Raw genomic sequence first — 17,405 nt, forward strand, 5'->3', positions numbered from 1 at the left:
GAGTAACCGTGACGCGGAATTCTGAGCAAAAGGTGTCCCATGGCTGAAATCTACAAAAATACGGTGCGTGGACATGGTTTGGCCGATCCGGCACCAGGTGATGCTTTTGACACCGAGGCCGTCACCCGCTTGCTTGATCAATGCCCCGCCCATCATGCGACACCTCTGTTGGATTGTGAGGGCCTTGCCCGCATCACTGGTGCTGCCCGCGTTGTTTTGAAGGACGAGCGCACGCGGATGGGGCTGGGTAGCTTCAAGGCGCTGGGCGCGGCCCATGTTATTGCCCGTGATGCGGCCGATGTGGTGCGCGATACGGGTGTTGATTGGTGCAACGCACTGAACGGGCGCAGCTATGTTGCTGCCAGCGCAGGCAATCACGGGCTTTCGCTTGCTGCAGGCGCGGCCGTTTTTGGTGCGCGTGCGGTGATTTACCTGGCCGATACCGTCCCCGAAGGTTTTGCCGCACGTTTGCGCGCGAAAGGCGCAGAGGTCGTGCGCGCCGGTGCCAACTACGAGGAAAGCATGGCGGCCGCGTCTGTTGCAGCCGAGGAAGGCGACTTGCAACTTCTTTCAGACGGGTCGTGGCCGGGTTACACCAGATTGCCGTTTCACGTGATGGAAGGTTACACCCAAATGGGCCTTGAAATAGCACAGGCCTATGAGGGCACGCCGACCCATGTATTCTTGCAGGCGGGTGTTGGCGGGTTGGCAGCAGCGCTGGCTGAGAGTCTGCGTGCATACTGGGGCGACGGGCCACGCATGATTGTGGTTGAGCCCGAGGCAGCGCCTGCGCTGATCGCAAGCATGAAGGCGGAGGCCTTGGTCACCACCCAGGGCCCTGTCTCCAACATGGGGCGTTTGGACTGCAAGACGCCCTCAATGTTGGCGCTGGGCATTCTGGCACGTGATGCGGATGATTTTACGACCATCACGGAAGGTGAAGCAGAGGCAGCTGTGGCGGCTTTGGCGGAACAGGGCATTAGGACCACACCGTCGGGCGCTGCGGGCGTTGCGGCGGCTTTGGCTGGCGTGGGGGACATTGATAGCAGATCAAACGTGCTCTGCATTATCAGCGAAGGCCCGGAGGACGGGTGATCAACCGCGCGTGCGCGCTCTGTCAGTCACACTTGCCGCAAAGACACTTGTTCGGTGAGGGAAATATATCCTTCACCCAGCATTTCGCGGCTTTGATCGCCGGATCATTCTTGCGGGTTTCATAGAAGAGGAACCACATTTCACGGTCCACAAAGGTTTGCGCTTCATCTGAATGAACCTGACGTAGTTCCGGGAACGCGCGGGCCATACAGGTGGGCAGAACACAAGAAAGGCCGGTTGCTTGGGCGGTATTTGCAATCGCACGGTAGGAATCCATCCGTATGATCGGGCAGGTCCCGAAATATTGCCGCGCGAGTTGCATCTCTGGCAAGCCTTCAAGGCTTAGAGGCAGCCCAACCCATCCGTTCTGATCACCGTCTTCGGACGCAAAAATCCCAACCCTGCAATTGGCCACCTTGAACCGCGCGACGCCCGGTGTGTCGGGACGCGAGAGCCGAAGTGCGACATCGGCCTCGCCGCGTTCGATTGCGGTTGTTTCGTCATTTGCCTCAATCATGATCTTGGCCTGCGGGAATTTTTCGCGCCAGAGGTTCATTGCGGGGGCAAGAAAATCGCTGTTGATAAAAGAGAGTGTGTTGATCTGCAGCGCGCCAAAGAAATTGTCGCTATTCTCGATATCCTTGAGCATGAAACCCAGACTGGATTGCGTGGCTTCGGCGATCGCAACAAGCTCTTCGCCGATCTCGGTGAGTTCCCAACGATTGCCTGCAGGCAAAAAGATCGGATGACCGAGCTCTTCCGAGATCGTATCGACATGGCGTGCCACTGTACTGCTGGTCACGCCGAGAGATTGCGCAGCGGCACGATAAGAGCCAACCTCGGCGACCGTCAGTACGGTCTGCAATTGGCCCCAGGACTTGAACTTCCTTATATTCATTATCTCACTCCGATCTGGTTCGGAACGAAACATTTTGCACCGTTCGGGAGATGGGTCGCTTGCAAACGGGCAAACTGCAAACGCTATGGGCCTATCCTTTGCGTCAAAAAGCGCGCTGTCAATCTGGCCTTTAGGGTGGAAACGCGCATTCAAAATGGCGGGGTGTCACTATTTTTGAGAGGGGGGCACGGATATTTCGCTATATTCGTGTTCGTTGCATTCGGTGTACCCGTCGTGCTGCCGCTCACGGCAGTTTGTCGGCAAAGTATCGACCGCTGGGCACTTATAAGCGCCCAATCGCCGGAGATCCTTTGCCGACAAAGCAATTTCTCTTCTCAAAAACTAGGCTGCCGAAACGATCGCCGGCTTTGATTTCAGTTCAAGCGTGCCGGGGGTCCATTTGCGCACGTCTGTTTTCAGGACGGCGGCGCGCAGGTTCTCCATACGCATGCGGCGCTCTTGTTCCGGCATTTTCAGGGCGCTGACGATTGTCAGGTCCATCGCGCGGTTCGAGAACGGGTTTGTGATCACCGCATCGGCCAGTTCCACAGCGGCCCCTGCGAATTCGGACAGCACCAGCACACCGCTGTTGTCGATCCGAGATGCGATAAATTCCTTCGCCACCAGATTCATGCCGTCCGCCAGTGGCGTGATCCATGCGACATCGGCGGCCTGATAGTATGAAATCAGCTGCGTGAACGGTACGGCGCGTGAAATCAGTGTGACAGGCTGCCATTCCAGTGTCCCGAAGCGGCCATTGACCCGGCCTGCGATCTGCTCGATCTCGCTCTGAATTTCCTCATAAGCCTGCATATTGCGGTTGGCCGCGACCGATACATGCATCAGCCGGATTTTGCCCCGCAGGTCAGGGTTATATTCCAAAACACGCTCAAAGCTGGCCAGTTGCTCGATCCCGCCTTTGGTGTAGTCGGTGCGCCCGACCGAGAGGATCAGTTTCTCGTCACCGATTTCCTTTTTGATCTTCGCGGTTTGGGACACCGTTTCAGGGGCATGAGCAATCTCGTCGATATAGCCGATATCCACGCCCACAGGTGTCACGCTGACTGCCACCTCATGGCCATCAAGGTTCAGCTTGCTTGCCCATGCGCGTTCGGCCAGCGCAGTGCCCTCGAATATCCATTTGTCGGGGACTTGCGTCCGCGTTGTCACATCCACGTCGAACAGACTGGTGGCAACCGAGACAAAGTTGCTGGCGTAGCGCGGGATGTGAAAACCGATGTCATCACAGGCCAGCAGGCTGTTCACGATCTCCTTGCGCCAAGGCAGCATGTTAAAGATATCCGCCGATGGAAACGGCGTGTGGTGGAAGAACGCGATCCGCACGTCGGGGCGCATGGTGCGCAGATAGCCGGGCACAAGCCACAGGTTATAGTCATGCACCCAGACTAAAGCGCCTTCTGCTGCTTCTTCGGCGGCCGCTTCGGCGAAACGGCGGTTCACATCCTGGAAATTCGCCCAATCGACAGGGTCGTAATTGTAGCGTTCCTTGAAACCGTGGAGGATCGGCCAGAACGCCTCTTTCGAGGTGACGTGATAGAATTCGCGCACCTGCTCTTCAGACAAAGCCAGTCGTGAGACAGCATAGCGGCCATAGTCGTCATCAATCTCGATCCGCTGCTCGAAATCGGGGTTGGCAGGGTCTTCGGCCAGTTTCCAAGCGATCCATGCACCGTGATCGACCTCACCAAAAAAGCTCTTCAGCGTGGGGACGATCCCGTTGGGGCTCTTGTTTTCGCGCAGCACGATCTGCCCGTTTTCCTCGACCTCTTCATAGGGCTGGCGATGGTAGACGATAACCATTTCGGAAGACATGTGATGCTCCTTTCTCTACGCGGCAAACAGGTTGTGGTGCAAAATCGCTTCGGCGATGCCTGCGGCACCCTCCGCTTCTGCGGCGTAGCAATGCGCAAGGTCCTTAATCTCGTCAATCAGGGACGGCTCCGATCCCCCAACCGCGACGGCAGGCAGGCCCATTTTCAGCATGGACAGATCATTCATCGTATCGCCTGCCACCAGAACGCGCCGGTTGTCGATGTTCAGGTGCGTCAACAGGCGCAAAAGCGATGGCCCTTTGCTGACGCCCTTAGGCAGCACGTCAAAGAAGCGGTTATCCGACACGATGGTATCAAGACCAAGTTCGGCAATTGCATCAATCGCAGCTTCATCGAATTTGGCAGGGTCCATGTCATAGCTGAGCCGGTAGCGGAACAGCGTTGACTGGAGCCTCAGACCGCGTGTGCCATTCAGGGTAAACCGCGCTTTGGTGCCCGCGTCGCCCCATGCGGCGGCGATCTCGGCTTCCAGTTCGGCAATCGGGGACACCAGATTGTTGTGATCCATCGTTGCAATCGTGGTGCCGACATCGGCGATCACATAATCTGGGCGCGGCACGTCCCCTTTGCGGGTGATGTCATGGATGAACCCCGGATCGCGCCCTGTCACAAAGATCAATCCGACATGCGCGCGATTGGCCGCAATCCAGTTATAGAGGCCCGCGCGCTGGTCGTCAGACCCGCCGAGGAATGTTCCATCAAGATCGGTGGCGAGGACAAATTTCTTGTCTGCGATGTCGGTTGTGTGGAATTTCTCGTGACGGGTCATGAGATCCTTTCTGCAAGCGTTGCAATATCTTTGTCAGTTGCGGGGTGGTTGAATGAGAGGTCCATCGTGCGCGGCTCTGCCTCGATCGGGCGGGCCCACAGGTTTGCGAAGGCGGTGCCAAGGTCTGCGCCGTCGTGCAGGATAGACCGCACGGTTTCGCAGATTGGCATGGCCACGTTCACGCTGCGCGCAAGGTCGGTGACCGATTTCGCGTTGATCTCGCCTTCGACAACGACAGGGCGGCCCTCAAAGCAGTCGCCGCGCGGGATGCCCTGCCCCAGTTGCAGGCCAAGTGCCATGTTGCGCGAAGTGGGGCTGGAACATGTCAGCGACAAATCCCCGATCCCCGATAATCCGGTCACGGTTTCACGTCGTCCGCCCAGGGCTTCGGCCAGCGCCTTCATTTCATCGAGTCCGCGGGTAATCAGTGCCGCACGGGTGTTTTCGGCAAAGCCTGCGCCGGTCATCAGCCCGCAGGCGATGGCAATAATATTTTTCACCGCACCGCCGATTTCCACGCCGACCAGATCGTCCGAGACATAGGACCGGAAGCTTTCGGTCGAAAGTGACAGGGCAAGGCGAACCGCGGGGCTTTCATGCGGGCGCAACCTGTCACCATAAGTAAACGGAAAGGCGACGGTGGCGGCTGTGGGGTGCCCGAGGGCTGTTTCCAGCGCAAAGGTCGGACCAGAGACGCAACCGACGCAGCGCCCGCCCAGTTCCTCTTCGGCGACCTGTGTCATCAACAGGCCAGTTTCGGCTTCGATCCCTTTGGCGCAAACGGCGACAGGCGTATCTTTCGGCGCGTGCTCGGCCACTTGGCGGGCCACGCTGCGCACACTGCGCGACGGGACAACCACAAGCACAGCTTCCGCCTGTTCCAAGGCTTTGGGCATATCCGTTGTGCCGCGCAAACCTTCGGGTAGCGCTACACCCGGCAAAAAGCGTTCGGTCGTGCCCTTTGTGTTGATTTCATCAATGATGGCGGGGTCACGGCCACAGATCGTCGTGGCGCATCCGGCGCGCGCCAGAACCACCGCAAGGGCTGTGCCCCAAGACCCTGCCCCAACAACGGCGACCTTTTTATAGGGTAGCGCAACCGGTTGAAATGGTTGTCCCGTCGTAGCGTGATCTTTCATTGGTGACCTCTGAAGTTGAAAGCGAATTGCGGACGCAGCCATATCTGGCCGCGTGCATCGAAGACCGGATGAACCGGCATTTATGTCGCTTACGTTACAGTCATGTCGTTTATGGTGGCTTTTGAGGGCCAAAAGTCAATGCTGCGGGTGCAAAATAGCCAAAACCTTTGGAATTCCTCAAAGAAATGCGTGTCTCTTGCCTAGTAAACACCCGCCAAACCGACAAACGCATTAAAGTTTAGGCAGAGAATGATTTAATAACGACATATCATTGTCGTTTTTTGACATTTTCTGCAGTTGCAGCATTTATGTAGGGCACCCGTATTTGTGAAAGGATACCTACATCATGACCAAGTCACCTGTTCGTACTGCCATCTTTCCCGTTGCCGGATTGGGGACACGGTTCTTGCCTGCCACCAAGGCGACACCCAAGGAACTGCTGCCGGTGCTGGACACGCCATTGATCCAATATGCGATTGACGAGGCACGTGATGCGGGTATCGAGCGGATGGTCTTTGTCAGTCATCCTTCCAAGTCAGCTATTGAACGGCACGTCATGGACGATGTCCGCCTGCGCACAGAGTTGAAAGCGCGTGGCAAGGCCGCACTTGCGACAGAACTGCGCGAGGCCGCGTTTTGCGAGATCGAGGACGATGTGGTGTTCACAATGCAGCATGAACCGCTCGGTCTTGGCCACGCGGTGCTTTGCGCTCGCGCGCACATCTTGCCGGGTCCGGTCGCTGTGATCCTGCCTGATGATCTGATCCTCGGCAAAGGCTGCATTGGCGAAATGATCGAGGCCTACACGGCGGGCGCCAGCGGCCATCTGGTAGCGACAATGCCGGTCGTCGCTGAAGAAACCAATAAATACGGTATCCTATCGGTCACAGGACAAGACGCCAATCTGCTTAAGGCCGATGGTATGGTGGAAAAGCCAGCACCCGAGGATGCGCCATCGCTTGATGCGGTTGTCGGGCGCTATGTGCTTGATCCGTCAATCTTCGATGTTCTGGCAACACAGCCGCCCGGTGCCGGCAATGAAATCCAGTTGACGGATGCGATCAATACGGGCGCAGGCACGGTCGGCTTGGCAGGCTTGCGCTTCTCGGGTGAGCGTTTCGATTGCGGCGCCAAGGCAGGGATGCTGCGCGCTATTCTGCATATCGCGTCACAGGACCCCGAATATGACGAGGTGCTGAACGAATATCTGGCCGCCGCCAATCCGTCTTTGGCTGCCTAGTAAGTGACGGGTCTTGATGCGGGGCTCTCCTATCCCCCCATCATCGCCAGCCTGCGGGCAAGCCTGTCGCGTTCCTCAATCAGATCCAGAACAAGAGCCACGCCCGCTACGTTCAGCCCCAGATCCCGCATCAGGCGTGCGGCTTTGCGGGCGCGGGCGATATGCTTGGGTGCGAATTCCCACTCGGGGGTCGTCTCTGCGACTGGTGCGACAACACCATGTTCGACGAGTTTGACCACCCAGTCTGCGTTCGTGTCGCAGAACATCGTCAGTTCTGACAAGGACAGCGTTTCGACGACTTCAACATGTGTGCCGCGAGGACTAGCTTTTTTCATTGCACTATACTCCTAGTTTCGACCGGGGATTGTAGGGCTGTGCCTCGGCCAACTGCTGATAAAGGTCACGGGCCTTTGGTGACACTTTAGACGGGTTCACGATTTGCAGGATCGCGTAGAGGTCGCCTTTTTGCGCGGCGGGCATGCCGCGGCCTTTTAGCCGTAACTTCTGGCCTTGCCGGGCATCGGGCGGAATTGTGAGGTCAACTGTGCCTGTCGGGGTTGGCATGGGCACTTTCCCACCCAGCGCCGCCTCCCAGGGCGTGACAGGCAGGGTCACGTAAAGATCGCGGCCTTCGATCGTATAGATGGGATGGGGTCGAAAATTGACCTCAATCAGCAGGTCGGCTCCCTCTGCCCCCTTGCCCTTCAGACGGAGGTTCTGGCCGGGCAACACGCCTTTGGGGATTGTCAGATCAATCCGGCGGGTTTGCATCGTCACATGGCCGGTTCTGTCGATCTGCGGTGACTGCAGCGTCAGGGCCTTTTTTGCTCCGGTGATCGCATCCTCAAGCGAGATTTCGATCGCTGCATGCTGGTCGCGCGGCATGGCTCCACGGCCAAACCGATCGCCAAAGAAATCGCGGAACATGTCAGGGTTCACATCGCGTTCGTCAAAGGCAAAGCCGCCTTGCCAGCGATCATCCTGTCGTGTGGTCTGCTCTGGTCGTGGCTGGTCCCATGATGCGCCATAGCGGTCATAGGCCGCGCGCTTTTCCGGATCGCTGAGCACATCATTGGCCGCAGCTGCCGCTTTGAATTTTGCATCGGCTTCGGGCGAGGAATTTACATCCGGATGGTATTTGCGCGCCATCTTGCGATAGGCGCGTTTGATCTCATCCGCCGAGGCGTCGGGGCTAACACCAAGCGCCTTATAGAGTTCTGTATCAACCATTTCACCGTCTCATCTGCGTTGGTCTTGTTATGCATGCGACGGGCTCTTCGGGATTGACTAATCTCAATCCCGCATTGCTGGCTTGGCCTAGGGTAAGACAACTTTCACAAGAGGTCCGTCATGAAAAACGCCACATTTTTTGCCCTGCAAGGTCCCGAAGGCACCCCTGCCGATCTTGCGTCTATCGTTGATGCCGCCGAAGCGCATGGTGGACGCCTGAGCGTATTGCATGTCAGTGCGGTGCCGATCATGACCTATGCGATCGCCGCAACGCCTTATGGAATACCCGTCATTCCCGAAGGATGGCTTGGCGAGCGTGACGAAATGAACAAAAGGCTGGCTGTGCGTCAGGAAGAAATGCGCGCCTACCTGACGCGAGAAAGCCTGACGGGCGAGGTAGCAACGCTTTGCGCCGAACCCACGGCATTGCATGATATTGTCGCCGTCAGGTCGTTGTTTGCCGATGTCAGTATTGCGCTGAATTCCTTGCGGGATGATGAAACAGCCTTCAATGACATTGTCTATGGTCTGCTTTTCAAGGCGCCCGGTCCGCTGATGTTGAATGTTGAGAAAGGCAGTAAGGCGCTCGCACCTGAAAATGTGCTGCTCGCATGGGATAATAGCCTTCCGGCAGCACGGGCGGTACGCGCGGCCCTGCCACTCTTGAAGACCGCCAAAGAGGTGACGATTGCAACCTTTGATGCCGACCCTTCGCGCTGGGGCGACGGGGAAAGCCCCGGTGCCGATCTGGCCATGTGGCTCAGCCACCATGGGTGTACTGTCACCGTGCAGGAATACGTGACCGGTAGCAAAACTGTTGCAGAGGCGATCCTGTTCCGTGCGCAGGAAACCACTGCCGATCTGGTCGTGATGGGCGCTTATGGGCGCAGCCGTTGGAACGAGCGGTTCTTTGGGGGGACCACAGAAACGATGATTGCGCAGCAAGACTACGCAGTGCTGTTGTCGCACTAGGGATTACACATTGATTTGAGGGCACGGCGTAGTATTGCACCGTGCCCTTTATTCAAGGCTGCTGCGCTGGACGATTTCTGCCCCTGTCATCAGTTGATCATTCGGATGTGTCACGACATGCATCCCGGGATCCAGCCCTTCGAGAACTTCGGCAAATTGTGCATTCTGCCGCCCGATAGAGATGATTTGCTCCGTGACAGTCCCGTCTTCGGCGCGAAATACGGCCCAGTCGCCGCGCCGTTTGAAAAGCGCGCTCAGAGGAACCTGGACAGCGTCATCTGTCTGCCATTCGATGATGCGCAGAAACACGGCAAAACCATCCCCCAGCCCCGCCCTTTCTACAGCGGGTGTCGTGATGTCGAAAATGACATCAAGACGTTGCTCGTCTATGCCCAATGCAGAGATCTTGGTTTCGGCGGCCGGTGAAATACGGGTCAGCGTTGCCGCAAGCGCATTATCGCCCCCCCAGCGTTCGACAGTCGCAATTGCGCCGGTTTGCAGGCGGACCGCGTCGGAGGATAACAAATCGGCGACGATCTCAAGCTGGGCAGGATCACCGATCCGCAAGAGCGGGGCACCGGTAGCCACGGGATGTTCGCTGATGCTCTCTATGCTCAGGACCACGCCATCGGCGGGGGCGTAAATCTCAAGACAGCAACTTGCATCCACCTCTGCCGCTGATTGCGGGCTTTGCAGCATGGTTGCGGCGCGGGCAAGCGTGCTCTCGGCCATATCAATCCGCGCCTCGGCGGCCTCAACCGTGGTTTGGGCGACAGCAAGTTTTTGGAGTGCGTCCTCCAACCGCGTCAGCGAGGCCACGCCGCGTTCAACCAGTATTTGTGTCCTGTCGTACTGTGTCTGCGCCAGCGAGCGATCCTCTTGTGCACGTGCCAGATCCGCTTCGGCAACATCCAGCGCGGCCTCGGCTTCTTGCACGGTCGCTTGCGCCTGAAGCAGGCTGCGGCTGTCCAGCAAGCCAGGCGTTGCAGGCTGCACAACGGCAACCACAGTCTGGCCGCCGGTCACCCGGTCACCTATGTCCACGGGGGACCGTAGCGCAGTGCCGTTGATGGGGCTGGATACATCGTAGATATCCTTGATCCGTGTGACGCCATCAGCGTTGATCGTCACCGCCAAAGGGCCGCGGGTGATGGTGTGCAGATCGACTGGCACAGGGTCTTCCTGCAGGGCGACATAACCCATCCCGAGCATGACTGCGGCACCAAGGCCGACCAGTCCGATGGTACGCGGTTTCCACGACATTGGTTACTCCCTTACTTTCATTGCAGAAACGAGGTTTTGTTTGTCCAGCCTGCGCCGTACCAGCATCACAGAACCAAAGCTGGCCAGCAGAACAACAAAGCTTGCCTTGGCATAGATCGCCGGATGTATGACAAGCGGCATGTTATAAAGGTCGCTGGAAAAGCTGTTGAACATGCTGGCCGTAATCAGCGTCCCGATCCACCAGCCCAAGGGCTGCGCCAGAACCGACAGCAACATGGTTTCGCCGATCAGGATGTAAGACACCTCGGAGCGGGTAAAGCCAAGGATGCGCAGGCTGGCCAGTTCGCGGGACCGTTCAGACAGCTGAATCCGTGCCCCGTTGTAGGTGACGCCGATGGTGATGAGCAGGGCAATCACAATGTAGATTGTATTCACGACGCCGATATTCTGTTCGATCGTTTCGGAAAAAGAGCGCCGCGTATCTGTCATCATGACGATCCCGGCAAGACTGGGAATATCCTTGAGCCTGCGGTGCAGGTCTATGATCTCGGTATCGTCCAGTGACACATTGATCAGGGAAATGCGCGGTGATTGTCGCAATAGCGCGTTGACGTATTCCAGATCCATATAGGCGCCCAGGCCAAAGTACTGCGCGATGATATCGGTCACGCGCAGAGCGTGCGTTTCCTGCCGTCCGCCAAGAAACTTGACATCAACCGTATCCCCGATCCTGACATCCAGTTGCGTGGCAAGCCGTTCGGTCAACACCACCCCGCCCGGCGGCACTGCGATCTGTTTGCCGTCTTTGTCGATGACGCGGCTGAGGTCGCTGTCGGGGCGACCGGCTTGTATGACCGTCCGCTTTTCGTGGTTGCCGTTACTCAGGATCACAGGGTGGTATTGTTGCCCTTCTGCCTGCAAAACCGCTGGCAGGTCGGCGGCTGTAGCCAGAACAATTTCAGGCATGTCATGCGACAGGATCAGCATACCATCCTGCCGCGCGCTTTCATAAAACGCGCTGTCGACAATCTTGTTCAGGGAATAGGTGAAGAACGAGGGCGACACCACGGTCGAGACCGCCAGCGCAAGCCCCAGCATCGTCAGCCCGCTGCGCACAGGCCAGCGGATCAACGCGCGCAGGATCATGATCGTCGGTTGCGACAGGCGCATCGTCGCCATCGCGCGGTCGATCCAGGAGCGTTTGAATTGCGGCGGCACGGGGGGCTGCATTGCAATGGCGGGGGCAAGACGCGCGGCCTTGATGGCGGCCTGCGCGGCCCCCAGCGTTGTTGTCAGCATCGCCGCCATGCCAGACGCCGCATAGACCCAAAGCGATGTGCTGAAGATCAAGAACGGAAAGTCGAAATATTCGGCGTAGAGCAACGCCATCTGGCGTGCCAGCCATCCGCCCACAAGCCAGCCAATTCCAATGCCGACCACCGCAATCAGCACCGCGAGCATCAGGTAGTGCAAACAAACCTCAAGGTTGGAATAGCCCACCGCCTTGAGCAGGCCGATCTGGCTGCGTTCAAGCGCAATGATCCGCCCCATGACCATGCTGACCAGAAATGCAGATATCCCGAAGAAGATCGGCGGCAGCACCGTTGCCATATTCTGCAGCTGTTTGATTTCGCTGTCGATAAAGCTGTGCGAGGCTTGCAGATCCCGCCCGTAAGCGCCCAATGATCCGTAAGGTTCAAGCAGCCGGTCAACGGCGTCGATCACGTTCTCCTCGCGCGCGCCCTTGCTGAGTTTCAGCGCGACGTCGTTGAACGCCCCCGTCATATCAAAGGCAGCGGCCACGGCCACCTGTGACATCCACAAAATGCCGAAAGTGGCATTGTCGGGCATCAAAGCACCGGGACCGATCGTGTAGATAAATTCGGGTGACTGTGCGGTGCCGGTGATCGTCAGTTGCCGCTTCTGGCCGTTGAGATTGGCATAAAAGAAATCGCCAAGCTGAAAGCCGTTCGCCAGTGCAAAATTATGGTTCACCATCACTTCATCGGTTGATGTGGGATCGGGTAACCGACCTGTCTTGAGAATTGGCACGTTCAGTCGCGGCGCCCCATCTGGCGGTAGTGACAGGATTTTCCCTGTCACGCTGACCATGCTTCCGGGCACATCCAGAACGGCGCTGCCAACGGTGCGCGTCTCAACCGCCCAAACCCCCTCAATCGCGGCGAGTTCTGTCACCAGTCTTTCGGGCGCGCGTTGCACAGCGCTAAAGACATCGGCAAAACGGTTGCGCTCGTAATAGGTGTCGCGGGTATCGCTGAGCGATTTGTACATCCCCAACGCGGTCAGCAGGATCGCCACGCCGCAGGCCAGCACCAGGGCGATGGCGAGTGCCTGTTTCCAGAGGCGCGAAAAATCGCGGAGCAGTTTGCGGTCGATCGCTTGCATCACCAGACGATCTCTGACGGGGCAAGGCGCGTTTCGTTTGTGTGGACGCTGCTGATTTTCCCGTCCGCAAACTGGATGACACGGTGCGCCATGCGCTGGATTTCTGCGTTATGGGTAATGATGACTGTTGTCGTGCCAAATCGGGCGTTGATGTCCTGCAAGACTTCGAGGACCTGCACGCCGGTGGCACTGTCCAGCGCCCCTGTCGGTTCATCGCAAAGCAAAATCTCGGGGCGTTTGGCGATGGCGCGGGCAATGGCGACCCGCTGTTGTTCGCCGCCTGACATCTCGGAGGGGAAATGGTCCATCCGGTTGGCCAGCCCGACAAGCGCCAGCGCCTCTTCGGCGGGCATCGGGTCGGGCGAGACATCGGTAACAAGCTGGACGTTTTCGCGTGCGGTCAGGCTGGGCACCAGATTGTAGAACTGGAACACAAAGCCCACGTGATCGCGGCGATAGCGGGTCAGCGCGCGGTCGGGCATATCGGTAAGCTCGGTATCACGAAACCAGACGCGCCCCGCTGTCGCGTGATCCAGACCGCCAAGTATGTTGAGCAAGGTTGATTTGCCACTGCCCGACGGCCCCAGAAGGACGGCCATTTCACCTGTGTAGAGTTCAAGATCAACGCCCGCGAGGGCAAATACCTTCACGTCGCCGGTCTGATAGACCTTCGTGACACCTTGGGTCCGAAAGACGATTTCTGGTGCTTCTTGGCCCATATGGTTTGATCCTGACATGGGCGATACTGCCAAGACTCGCCCCAACAAACATTGATCAAAATCAATTGGTGCAGCCTTGCCCAACCTAGAATGGGCGCAGGAAACGGCGGGCTGTTCCGGCGCGCCGTAGAAAGCAAAGGAACGTCATATGTTTTCGAATGTAGGTACGATCGACCGTCTGCTTCGTCTTGTCGTTGGTGCGGCTCTGATTGCGGCACCATTGATCAATTTCATGGGTTTGGGCGCGAGCGCTGCCATCACATACGGAATGATCGCAATCGGTGTCATTCTGGGGGCCACTGCCGTTTTCGGCATATGCCCGCTTTACAGGCTAATGGGAATTTCAACGAAATCCTGATGCAGCTCCACAAACTGATTTTTCTCACGGAACGTCCATCTTTAAGGGAGACCGGATATGGGACTGGTGACTGGTAAAATAGCTTTGGTCACGGGCGGCGGTGCCGGAATCGGGCGCGCCACGGCCAAGACATTCGCCGCAGAGGGCGCAAAGGTCGTTGTGTCTGACGTCAATCAGGAGGGCGGGGCAGAGACCGTTAGAATGATTGAAAAAGCGGGCGGGACGGCGCTTTTTGTTGCGGCTGACGTTTCAAAAAAAGCTGACGTTTCCGATCTGATCGCCAAGACAGTTGCGGCCTATGGCAGGCTTGATTGCGCAGTGAACAATGCAGGGATCGAGGGCAAGATTGCACCCTTTGCCGCGCAATCAGAGGAAAACTTCGATGCGATTATCAATGTAAACCTGAAGGGCACTTACCTGTGTCTGCAGGCCGAGATTGCCGCAATGCTCGAAACCGGGGGCGGTGCAATTGTGAACCTGTCCTCGGTTGCGGGGCTCATCGGTTTTTCGGGGCTGTCGCCCTATGTCGCGTCCAAGCACGGCGTCATCGGATTGACCAAGAACGCAGCAATTGAATACGCGGCATCCGGCATCCGCGTGAACGCGATCTGCCCCGGTGGCGTCGATACCAGAATGCTGGATTCGCTGGCGGAACAGGCCACATCTGGCGCGCAAACCGCGACCCAGATGATGGCACCCCTGCATCCGATGGGACGTATCGGAACCCCTCAGGAAATAGCGGATCTGATCGTGTGGCTGGCGTCACCGCGTGCGGGGTTTATCACCGGTACAGCGATCCCGATTGATGGCGGGTATGTGGCGCAATAGTCCAAGGCGTGCCGTGCAGCCCGTGCGTGCTATTCTGACGCTCAGCAGTTGATTTGACATTACTCAATCGCGCTCTTGGCGGGGCGCGATACGCTGATGACGAAAGCGAGGTTCCTGAATGTTCACATCCGCGATCAGGCTATTCAATGTGGGCGGCTTTGAGATAAAGCTGGACCCAAGCTGGTTTTTGATTGCTGCTCTCATCACATGGTCGCTTGCGACCCAGTACTTTCCCGTCGCGCTGCCGGGTTTGGCTGACACGAACTATATCCTACTAGCCGTTCTTGCGATGCTCGGGTTTTTTACCTCTCTCTTGCTGCATGAGCTGGCACATTCGGTCGTTGCCCGCAGCTATGGTGTGCGGATCAGGGGGATCACCCTGTTCCTGTTCGGTGGCGTGGCCGAGCTTGAGACCGAAGTGCCCTCTGCAAAGGTCGAGTTTCGCGTCGCGATTGCTGGCCCTGCGATGAGCATTGTTCTGGGTGTACTCTTCTGGATGTTGGCGGGGGCATCGCAGGCGGTCATGATCTCGCCTGCCTTGCCAAGCGTTCTGGCATATCTTGGCACAGTGAACATCGTGATTGCTGTGTTCAACATGCTGCCAGCATTTCCGATGGATGGCGGCCGCGTCTTGCGGGCCTATCTTTGGGCGCGGCGCGGTGATCTGCTCAGCGCGACACGGACCGCAGCGACATCGGGCAGGATTCTGGCCTATGGTCTGATTGCCTTGGGGGCCTACACCGTCTTTCTGGGTGCGGGACCCTCAGGGCTCTGGTACGTGCTGATCGGTTTTTTTGTGCTGGCTGCGGCACGGTCCGCCTATCAGAACCAGCTGATGCAAAGCACGTTTTCAGGCAAGACAGTCTCCGCCGTCATGATCCGGGATCCCGTCGTTGTCTCGCCCGAGTTGACTTTGTCGGAGTTCGTCAATCAGGTCATGTTGAAACATCGTGTCAGCTTTGTTCCGGTTGTTGCTGACGGGGTGCTGATCGGGCAGATCGACAAAGACGTACTGTCAGCCATCGACCGCGATCATTGGACCAATACGCGCGTTGGCGATGTGTTTGCCGGCCTTGATGTTGCGGTCACGATTCCTTCGGATATGGCGGTCCGTGCCTTGCTAGAGCTGATTTCCCAGACCGGTGTACGCAAGTTCATGGTGGTTGATGATCACAAACTGATGGGCGTTGTCACCTTGGCCAATCTGATTGGATATTTGCATCGCGCAGATGATGCCATCCAGCGGAAAGCACTCTAGGCTCAGCTACCCTTGTCTTGCTGCGCACGCTTGATCGCAATCAGGGTTGCGATAGGTCCGAAGATTTCAAAAACCACTGTTGTTCCGATTGTCAGTGCAATGATTTCCGCGCCCCATGCCGGAAACCGTTGCGCGGCAATCAGCGCCATACCGATTGCAACGCCGGCCTGTGGTAGCAACGCGACACCGTACCAAGGCACTTCATTCTGAGGTACATGGGCCAGCCGTGCACCGACCCAGCCACTGATGATCCGCGAAAGGGTTCGCAAGACGACAAAGCCAAGCCCGATCGCGCCAAGGGTGCGGGCAACGTCCATGTCAAGTTCGGCACCGGCGAGAATGAAGAACAGCACAACGAAGGGCCATTGGATATGGCTGATTTCGTTGAAGGCTTTGGTGTGATGCGTCGCAAGATTGACGATAACCGCCCCCACGACCATGCCTGTGATCAGGAATGACACCTCAAGCCAGAGCGACAGGCCGGCGCAGAGAAACACAAGGCTGAGCGCCTCGATCTGGAGCGGCTCGCCATCACGCAGACGCCCCGTCACCATCGCCGCAGGTACGCCGATAGCAAAGCCAAGCGCGATGGCACCACCTGCTTCCCGGCCAGCCAGCAAGAGACCCTCTAGGCCGTGATCGCCCTGCAGTTGGCCCACGGCCACAAGCACCAGGCTGAAGGTCAGAAGCCCCCAGACATCATCAATGGCGACAATGCCGCGTATGGTTTGTGTAAAGCCGTTGTTTACACCGGACTGGGTGATCACATCATTGGTCGCCGCGGGTGCTGTTGCGGTGGCAATTGCTGCCAGCGGCAGGGCAAGCCCCAACGGCATGCCCATGGCGGTCAGGCCAATCGTGACGACAACCAGCGTGCCCAACACAATGGCCAGCGAAATGATCATGATCGCCCGTCCGTGCTGGCGCAGTGTATCGCGGTGCAGCCCTCCACCCAAAAGGAAGGCGACCATCGTCAAGGCGATGACAGACAAAGCGTCGTACCACTCCTGCAACGCAGGCGGGATCATGTCAAAGCCAGCACCTCCCGCGCCCAATCCAATGAACAAGAACAAGGTGACGCGCGGAAACCCTGTCTTGCGTGAAATCAGATCGGCAACCAACCCGCTGAGAAACAGCGCGCCAAGCGCGATGAGCAATGACGGGTGCAACGGGGTTAACCCGAGATTGGCGCCATGCAATCCGCGGCATCAAGCGTCAGAACAGGATCGTCTGGTCCGCATTCCTCACCTGAAAGGGGGTAAGTCCCTTCCCGTGCGCAACTGGCCAGAAACAAGATCATCAGCAATGGCATAAGTTTCATATTGTGCCTCTTTCCATGTGTGTCTGCAACGCGCACACTAGCCGTGGATGCAGGTGTGTGATTGATGTTTATCAACAACTGGTGATTGCGGTCTT

Annotated in this window: 17 protein-coding genes; 6 read left to right on the plus strand and 11 right to left on the minus strand. The window is 57.7% G+C overall.

Annotation, left to right across the window (positions count from 1 at the left end; all coding sequences use genetic code 11):
* Positions 1-39: 39 nt before the first annotated feature.
* Entirely contained in the window at positions 40-1,095 is a 1,056-nt protein-coding gene (locus C7964_RS00865; protein WP_110277830.1) for a pyridoxal-phosphate dependent enzyme, read from the plus strand.
* A 22-nt stretch (positions 1,096-1,117) separates the two neighbouring features.
* Here the strand turns inward: C7964_RS00865 and C7964_RS00870 are convergent, their stop codons facing one another.
* The 4 genes from C7964_RS00870 to C7964_RS00885 form a co-directional block, all read right to left on the minus strand.
* Positions 1,118-1,993 (minus strand): LysR family transcriptional regulator, encoded by an 876-nt coding sequence (locus C7964_RS00870; RefSeq protein WP_181417075.1) that lies wholly within the window; start codon positions 1,991-1,993, stop codon positions 1,118-1,120.
* Positions 1,994-2,335: 342 nt separating this feature from the next.
* On the minus strand, positions 2,336-3,826 hold the full coding sequence (gene ggpS / locus C7964_RS00875; protein ID WP_110277832.1) for a glucosylglycerol-phosphate synthase: 1,491 nt from the start codon (positions 3,824-3,826) through the stop codon (positions 2,336-2,338).
* Positions 3,827-3,841: 15 nt separating this feature from the next.
* Entirely contained in the window at positions 3,842-4,615 is a 774-nt protein-coding gene (locus C7964_RS00880; protein ID WP_110277833.1) for an HAD-IIB family hydrolase, read from the minus strand.
* Positions 4,612-5,754: an NAD(P)H-dependent glycerol-3-phosphate dehydrogenase gene (locus tag C7964_RS00885; RefSeq protein WP_110277834.1), complete on the minus strand. Its 1,143-nt coding sequence runs from the start codon at positions 5,752-5,754 to the stop codon at positions 4,612-4,614. The genes C7964_RS00880 and C7964_RS00885 overlap by 4 nt, the downstream gene beginning before the upstream one ends.
* A 346-nt stretch (positions 5,755-6,100) precedes the next feature.
* Between C7964_RS00885 and C7964_RS00890 the strand changes: the two genes are divergently transcribed.
* A complete protein-coding gene (locus C7964_RS00890; protein ID WP_110277835.1) occupies positions 6,101-6,994 on the plus strand; it encodes a UTP--glucose-1-phosphate uridylyltransferase in 894 nt (297 codons plus the stop codon).
* Between the two features lie 29 nt (positions 6,995-7,023).
* Here C7964_RS00890 and C7964_RS00895 read toward each other — a convergent pair whose 3' ends face one another.
* Both C7964_RS00895 and C7964_RS00900 read right to left on the minus strand, forming a co-directional pair.
* Positions 7,024-7,329 (minus strand): chaperone modulator CbpM, encoded by a 306-nt coding sequence (locus C7964_RS00895; RefSeq protein WP_110277836.1) that lies wholly within the window; start codon positions 7,327-7,329, stop codon positions 7,024-7,026.
* Between the two features lie 4 nt (positions 7,330-7,333).
* Positions 7,334-8,224 carry a DnaJ C-terminal domain-containing protein gene (locus tag C7964_RS00900; RefSeq protein ID WP_110277837.1) on the minus strand — a complete coding sequence of 297 codons (891 nt, stop codon included), beginning with the start codon at positions 8,222-8,224 and terminating at the stop codon, positions 7,334-7,336.
* Between the two features lie 120 nt (positions 8,225-8,344).
* Here C7964_RS00900 and C7964_RS00905 point away from each other — a divergent pair, with 120 nt between their 5' ends.
* Entirely contained in the window at positions 8,345-9,196 is an 852-nt protein-coding gene (locus tag C7964_RS00905; RefSeq protein WP_110277838.1) for a universal stress protein, read from the plus strand.
* Positions 9,197-9,244: 48 nt separating this feature from the next.
* On the opposite strand, the gene C7964_RS00910 is transcribed toward C7964_RS00905, so the two are convergent.
* The 3 genes from C7964_RS00910 to C7964_RS00920 are packed head-to-tail and all read right to left on the minus strand — an operon-like array spanning position 9,245 to position 13,545.
* The gene (locus tag C7964_RS00910) at positions 9,245-10,459 is read right to left on the minus strand and encodes an efflux RND transporter periplasmic adaptor subunit (RefSeq protein ID WP_110277839.1); all 1,215 of its coding nucleotides are present in this window, start codon (positions 10,457-10,459) and stop codon (positions 9,245-9,247) included.
* A gap of 3 nt (positions 10,460-10,462) precedes the next feature.
* Entirely contained in the window at positions 10,463-12,826 is a 2,364-nt protein-coding gene (locus C7964_RS00915; RefSeq protein ID WP_110277840.1) for an ABC transporter permease, read from the minus strand.
* Positions 12,826-13,545: an ABC transporter ATP-binding protein gene (locus tag C7964_RS00920; RefSeq protein WP_110277841.1), complete on the minus strand. Its 720-nt coding sequence runs from the start codon at positions 13,543-13,545 to the stop codon at positions 12,826-12,828. The genes C7964_RS00915 and C7964_RS00920 overlap by 1 nt, the downstream gene beginning before the upstream one ends.
* A 148-nt stretch (positions 13,546-13,693) precedes the next feature.
* On the opposite strand from C7964_RS00920, the gene C7964_RS00925 reads away from it, so the two are divergent.
* From C7964_RS00925 to C7964_RS00935, 3 genes are all read left to right on the plus strand, one after another.
* On the plus strand, positions 13,694-13,903 hold the full coding sequence (locus C7964_RS00925; RefSeq protein ID WP_110277842.1) for a YgaP family membrane protein: 210 nt from the start codon (positions 13,694-13,696) through the stop codon (positions 13,901-13,903).
* A gap of 57 nt (positions 13,904-13,960) precedes the next feature.
* Positions 13,961-14,731, plus strand: a complete 771-nt coding sequence (locus C7964_RS00930) for an SDR family oxidoreductase (protein WP_110277843.1) — start codon at positions 13,961-13,963, stop codon at positions 14,729-14,731.
* A 118-nt stretch (positions 14,732-14,849) separates the two neighbouring features.
* Positions 14,850-15,989, plus strand: a complete 1,140-nt coding sequence (locus tag C7964_RS00935; protein WP_110277844.1) for a site-2 protease family protein — start codon at positions 14,850-14,852, stop codon at positions 15,987-15,989.
* 2 nt (positions 15,990-15,991) lie between these two features.
* On the opposite strand, the gene C7964_RS00940 is transcribed toward C7964_RS00935, so the two are convergent.
* On the minus strand, positions 15,992-17,146 hold the full coding sequence (locus C7964_RS00940; protein ID WP_286163680.1) for a cation:proton antiporter: 1,155 nt from the start codon (positions 17,144-17,146) through the stop codon (positions 15,992-15,994).
* Positions 17,147-17,163: 17 nt separating this feature from the next.
* Entirely contained in the window at positions 17,164-17,310 is a 147-nt protein-coding gene (locus tag C7964_RS19840; protein ID WP_181417076.1) for a hypothetical protein, read from the minus strand.
* Positions 17,311-17,405 lie beyond the last annotated feature (95 nt).

The organism is Loktanella sp. PT4BL (assembly GCF_003201935.1).
Taxonomy (GTDB): domain Bacteria; phylum Pseudomonadota; class Alphaproteobacteria; order Rhodobacterales; family Rhodobacteraceae; genus Yoonia.

Bases quoted from the DNA above. Each gene is read 5' to 3' on its own strand.
- ggpS (WP_110277832.1), bottom strand. From the start codon at position 3,826: ATGTCTTCCGAAATGGTTATCGTCTACCATCGCCAGCCCTATGAAGAG.
- C7964_RS00865 (WP_110277830.1), top strand. From the start codon at position 40: ATGGCTGAAATCTACAAAAATACGGTGCGTGGACATGGTTTGGCCGAT.
- C7964_RS00900 (WP_110277837.1), bottom strand. From the start codon at position 8,224: ATGGTTGATACAGAACTCTATAAGGCGCTTGGTGTTAGCCCCGACGCC.
- C7964_RS00890 (WP_110277835.1), top strand. From the start codon at position 6,101: ATGACCAAGTCACCTGTTCGTACTGCCATCTTTCCCGTTGCCGGATTG.
- C7964_RS00935 (WP_110277844.1), top strand. From the start codon at position 14,850: ATGTTCACATCCGCGATCAGGCTATTCAATGTGGGCGGCTTTGAGATA.
- C7964_RS00925 (WP_110277842.1), top strand. From the start codon at position 13,694: ATGTTTTCGAATGTAGGTACGATCGACCGTCTGCTTCGTCTTGTCGTT.
- C7964_RS00885 (WP_110277834.1), bottom strand. From the start codon at position 5,754: ATGAAAGATCACGCTACGACGGGACAACCATTTCAACCGGTTGCGCTA.
- C7964_RS00915 (WP_110277840.1), bottom strand. From the start codon at position 12,826: ATGCAAGCGATCGACCGCAAACTGCTCCGCGATTTTTCGCGCCTCTGG.
- C7964_RS00920 (WP_110277841.1), bottom strand. From the start codon at position 13,545: ATGGGCCAAGAAGCACCAGAAATCGTCTTTCGGACCCAAGGTGTCACG.
- C7964_RS00870 (WP_181417075.1), bottom strand. From the start codon at position 1,993: ATGAATATAAGGAAGTTCAAGTCCTGGGGCCAATTGCAGACCGTACTG.
- C7964_RS19840 (WP_181417076.1), bottom strand. From the start codon at position 17,310: ATGAAACTTATGCCATTGCTGATGATCTTGTTTCTGGCCAGTTGCGCA.
- C7964_RS00895 (WP_110277836.1), bottom strand. From the start codon at position 7,329: ATGAAAAAAGCTAGTCCTCGCGGCACACATGTTGAAGTCGTCGAAACG.
- C7964_RS00880 (WP_110277833.1), bottom strand. From the start codon at position 4,615: ATGACCCGTCACGAGAAATTCCACACAACCGACATCGCAGACAAGAAA.
- C7964_RS00910 (WP_110277839.1), bottom strand. From the start codon at position 10,459: ATGTCGTGGAAACCGCGTACCATCGGACTGGTCGGCCTTGGTGCCGCA.
- C7964_RS00930 (WP_110277843.1), top strand. From the start codon at position 13,961: ATGGGACTGGTGACTGGTAAAATAGCTTTGGTCACGGGCGGCGGTGCC.
- C7964_RS00905 (WP_110277838.1), top strand. From the start codon at position 8,345: ATGAAAAACGCCACATTTTTTGCCCTGCAAGGTCCCGAAGGCACCCCT.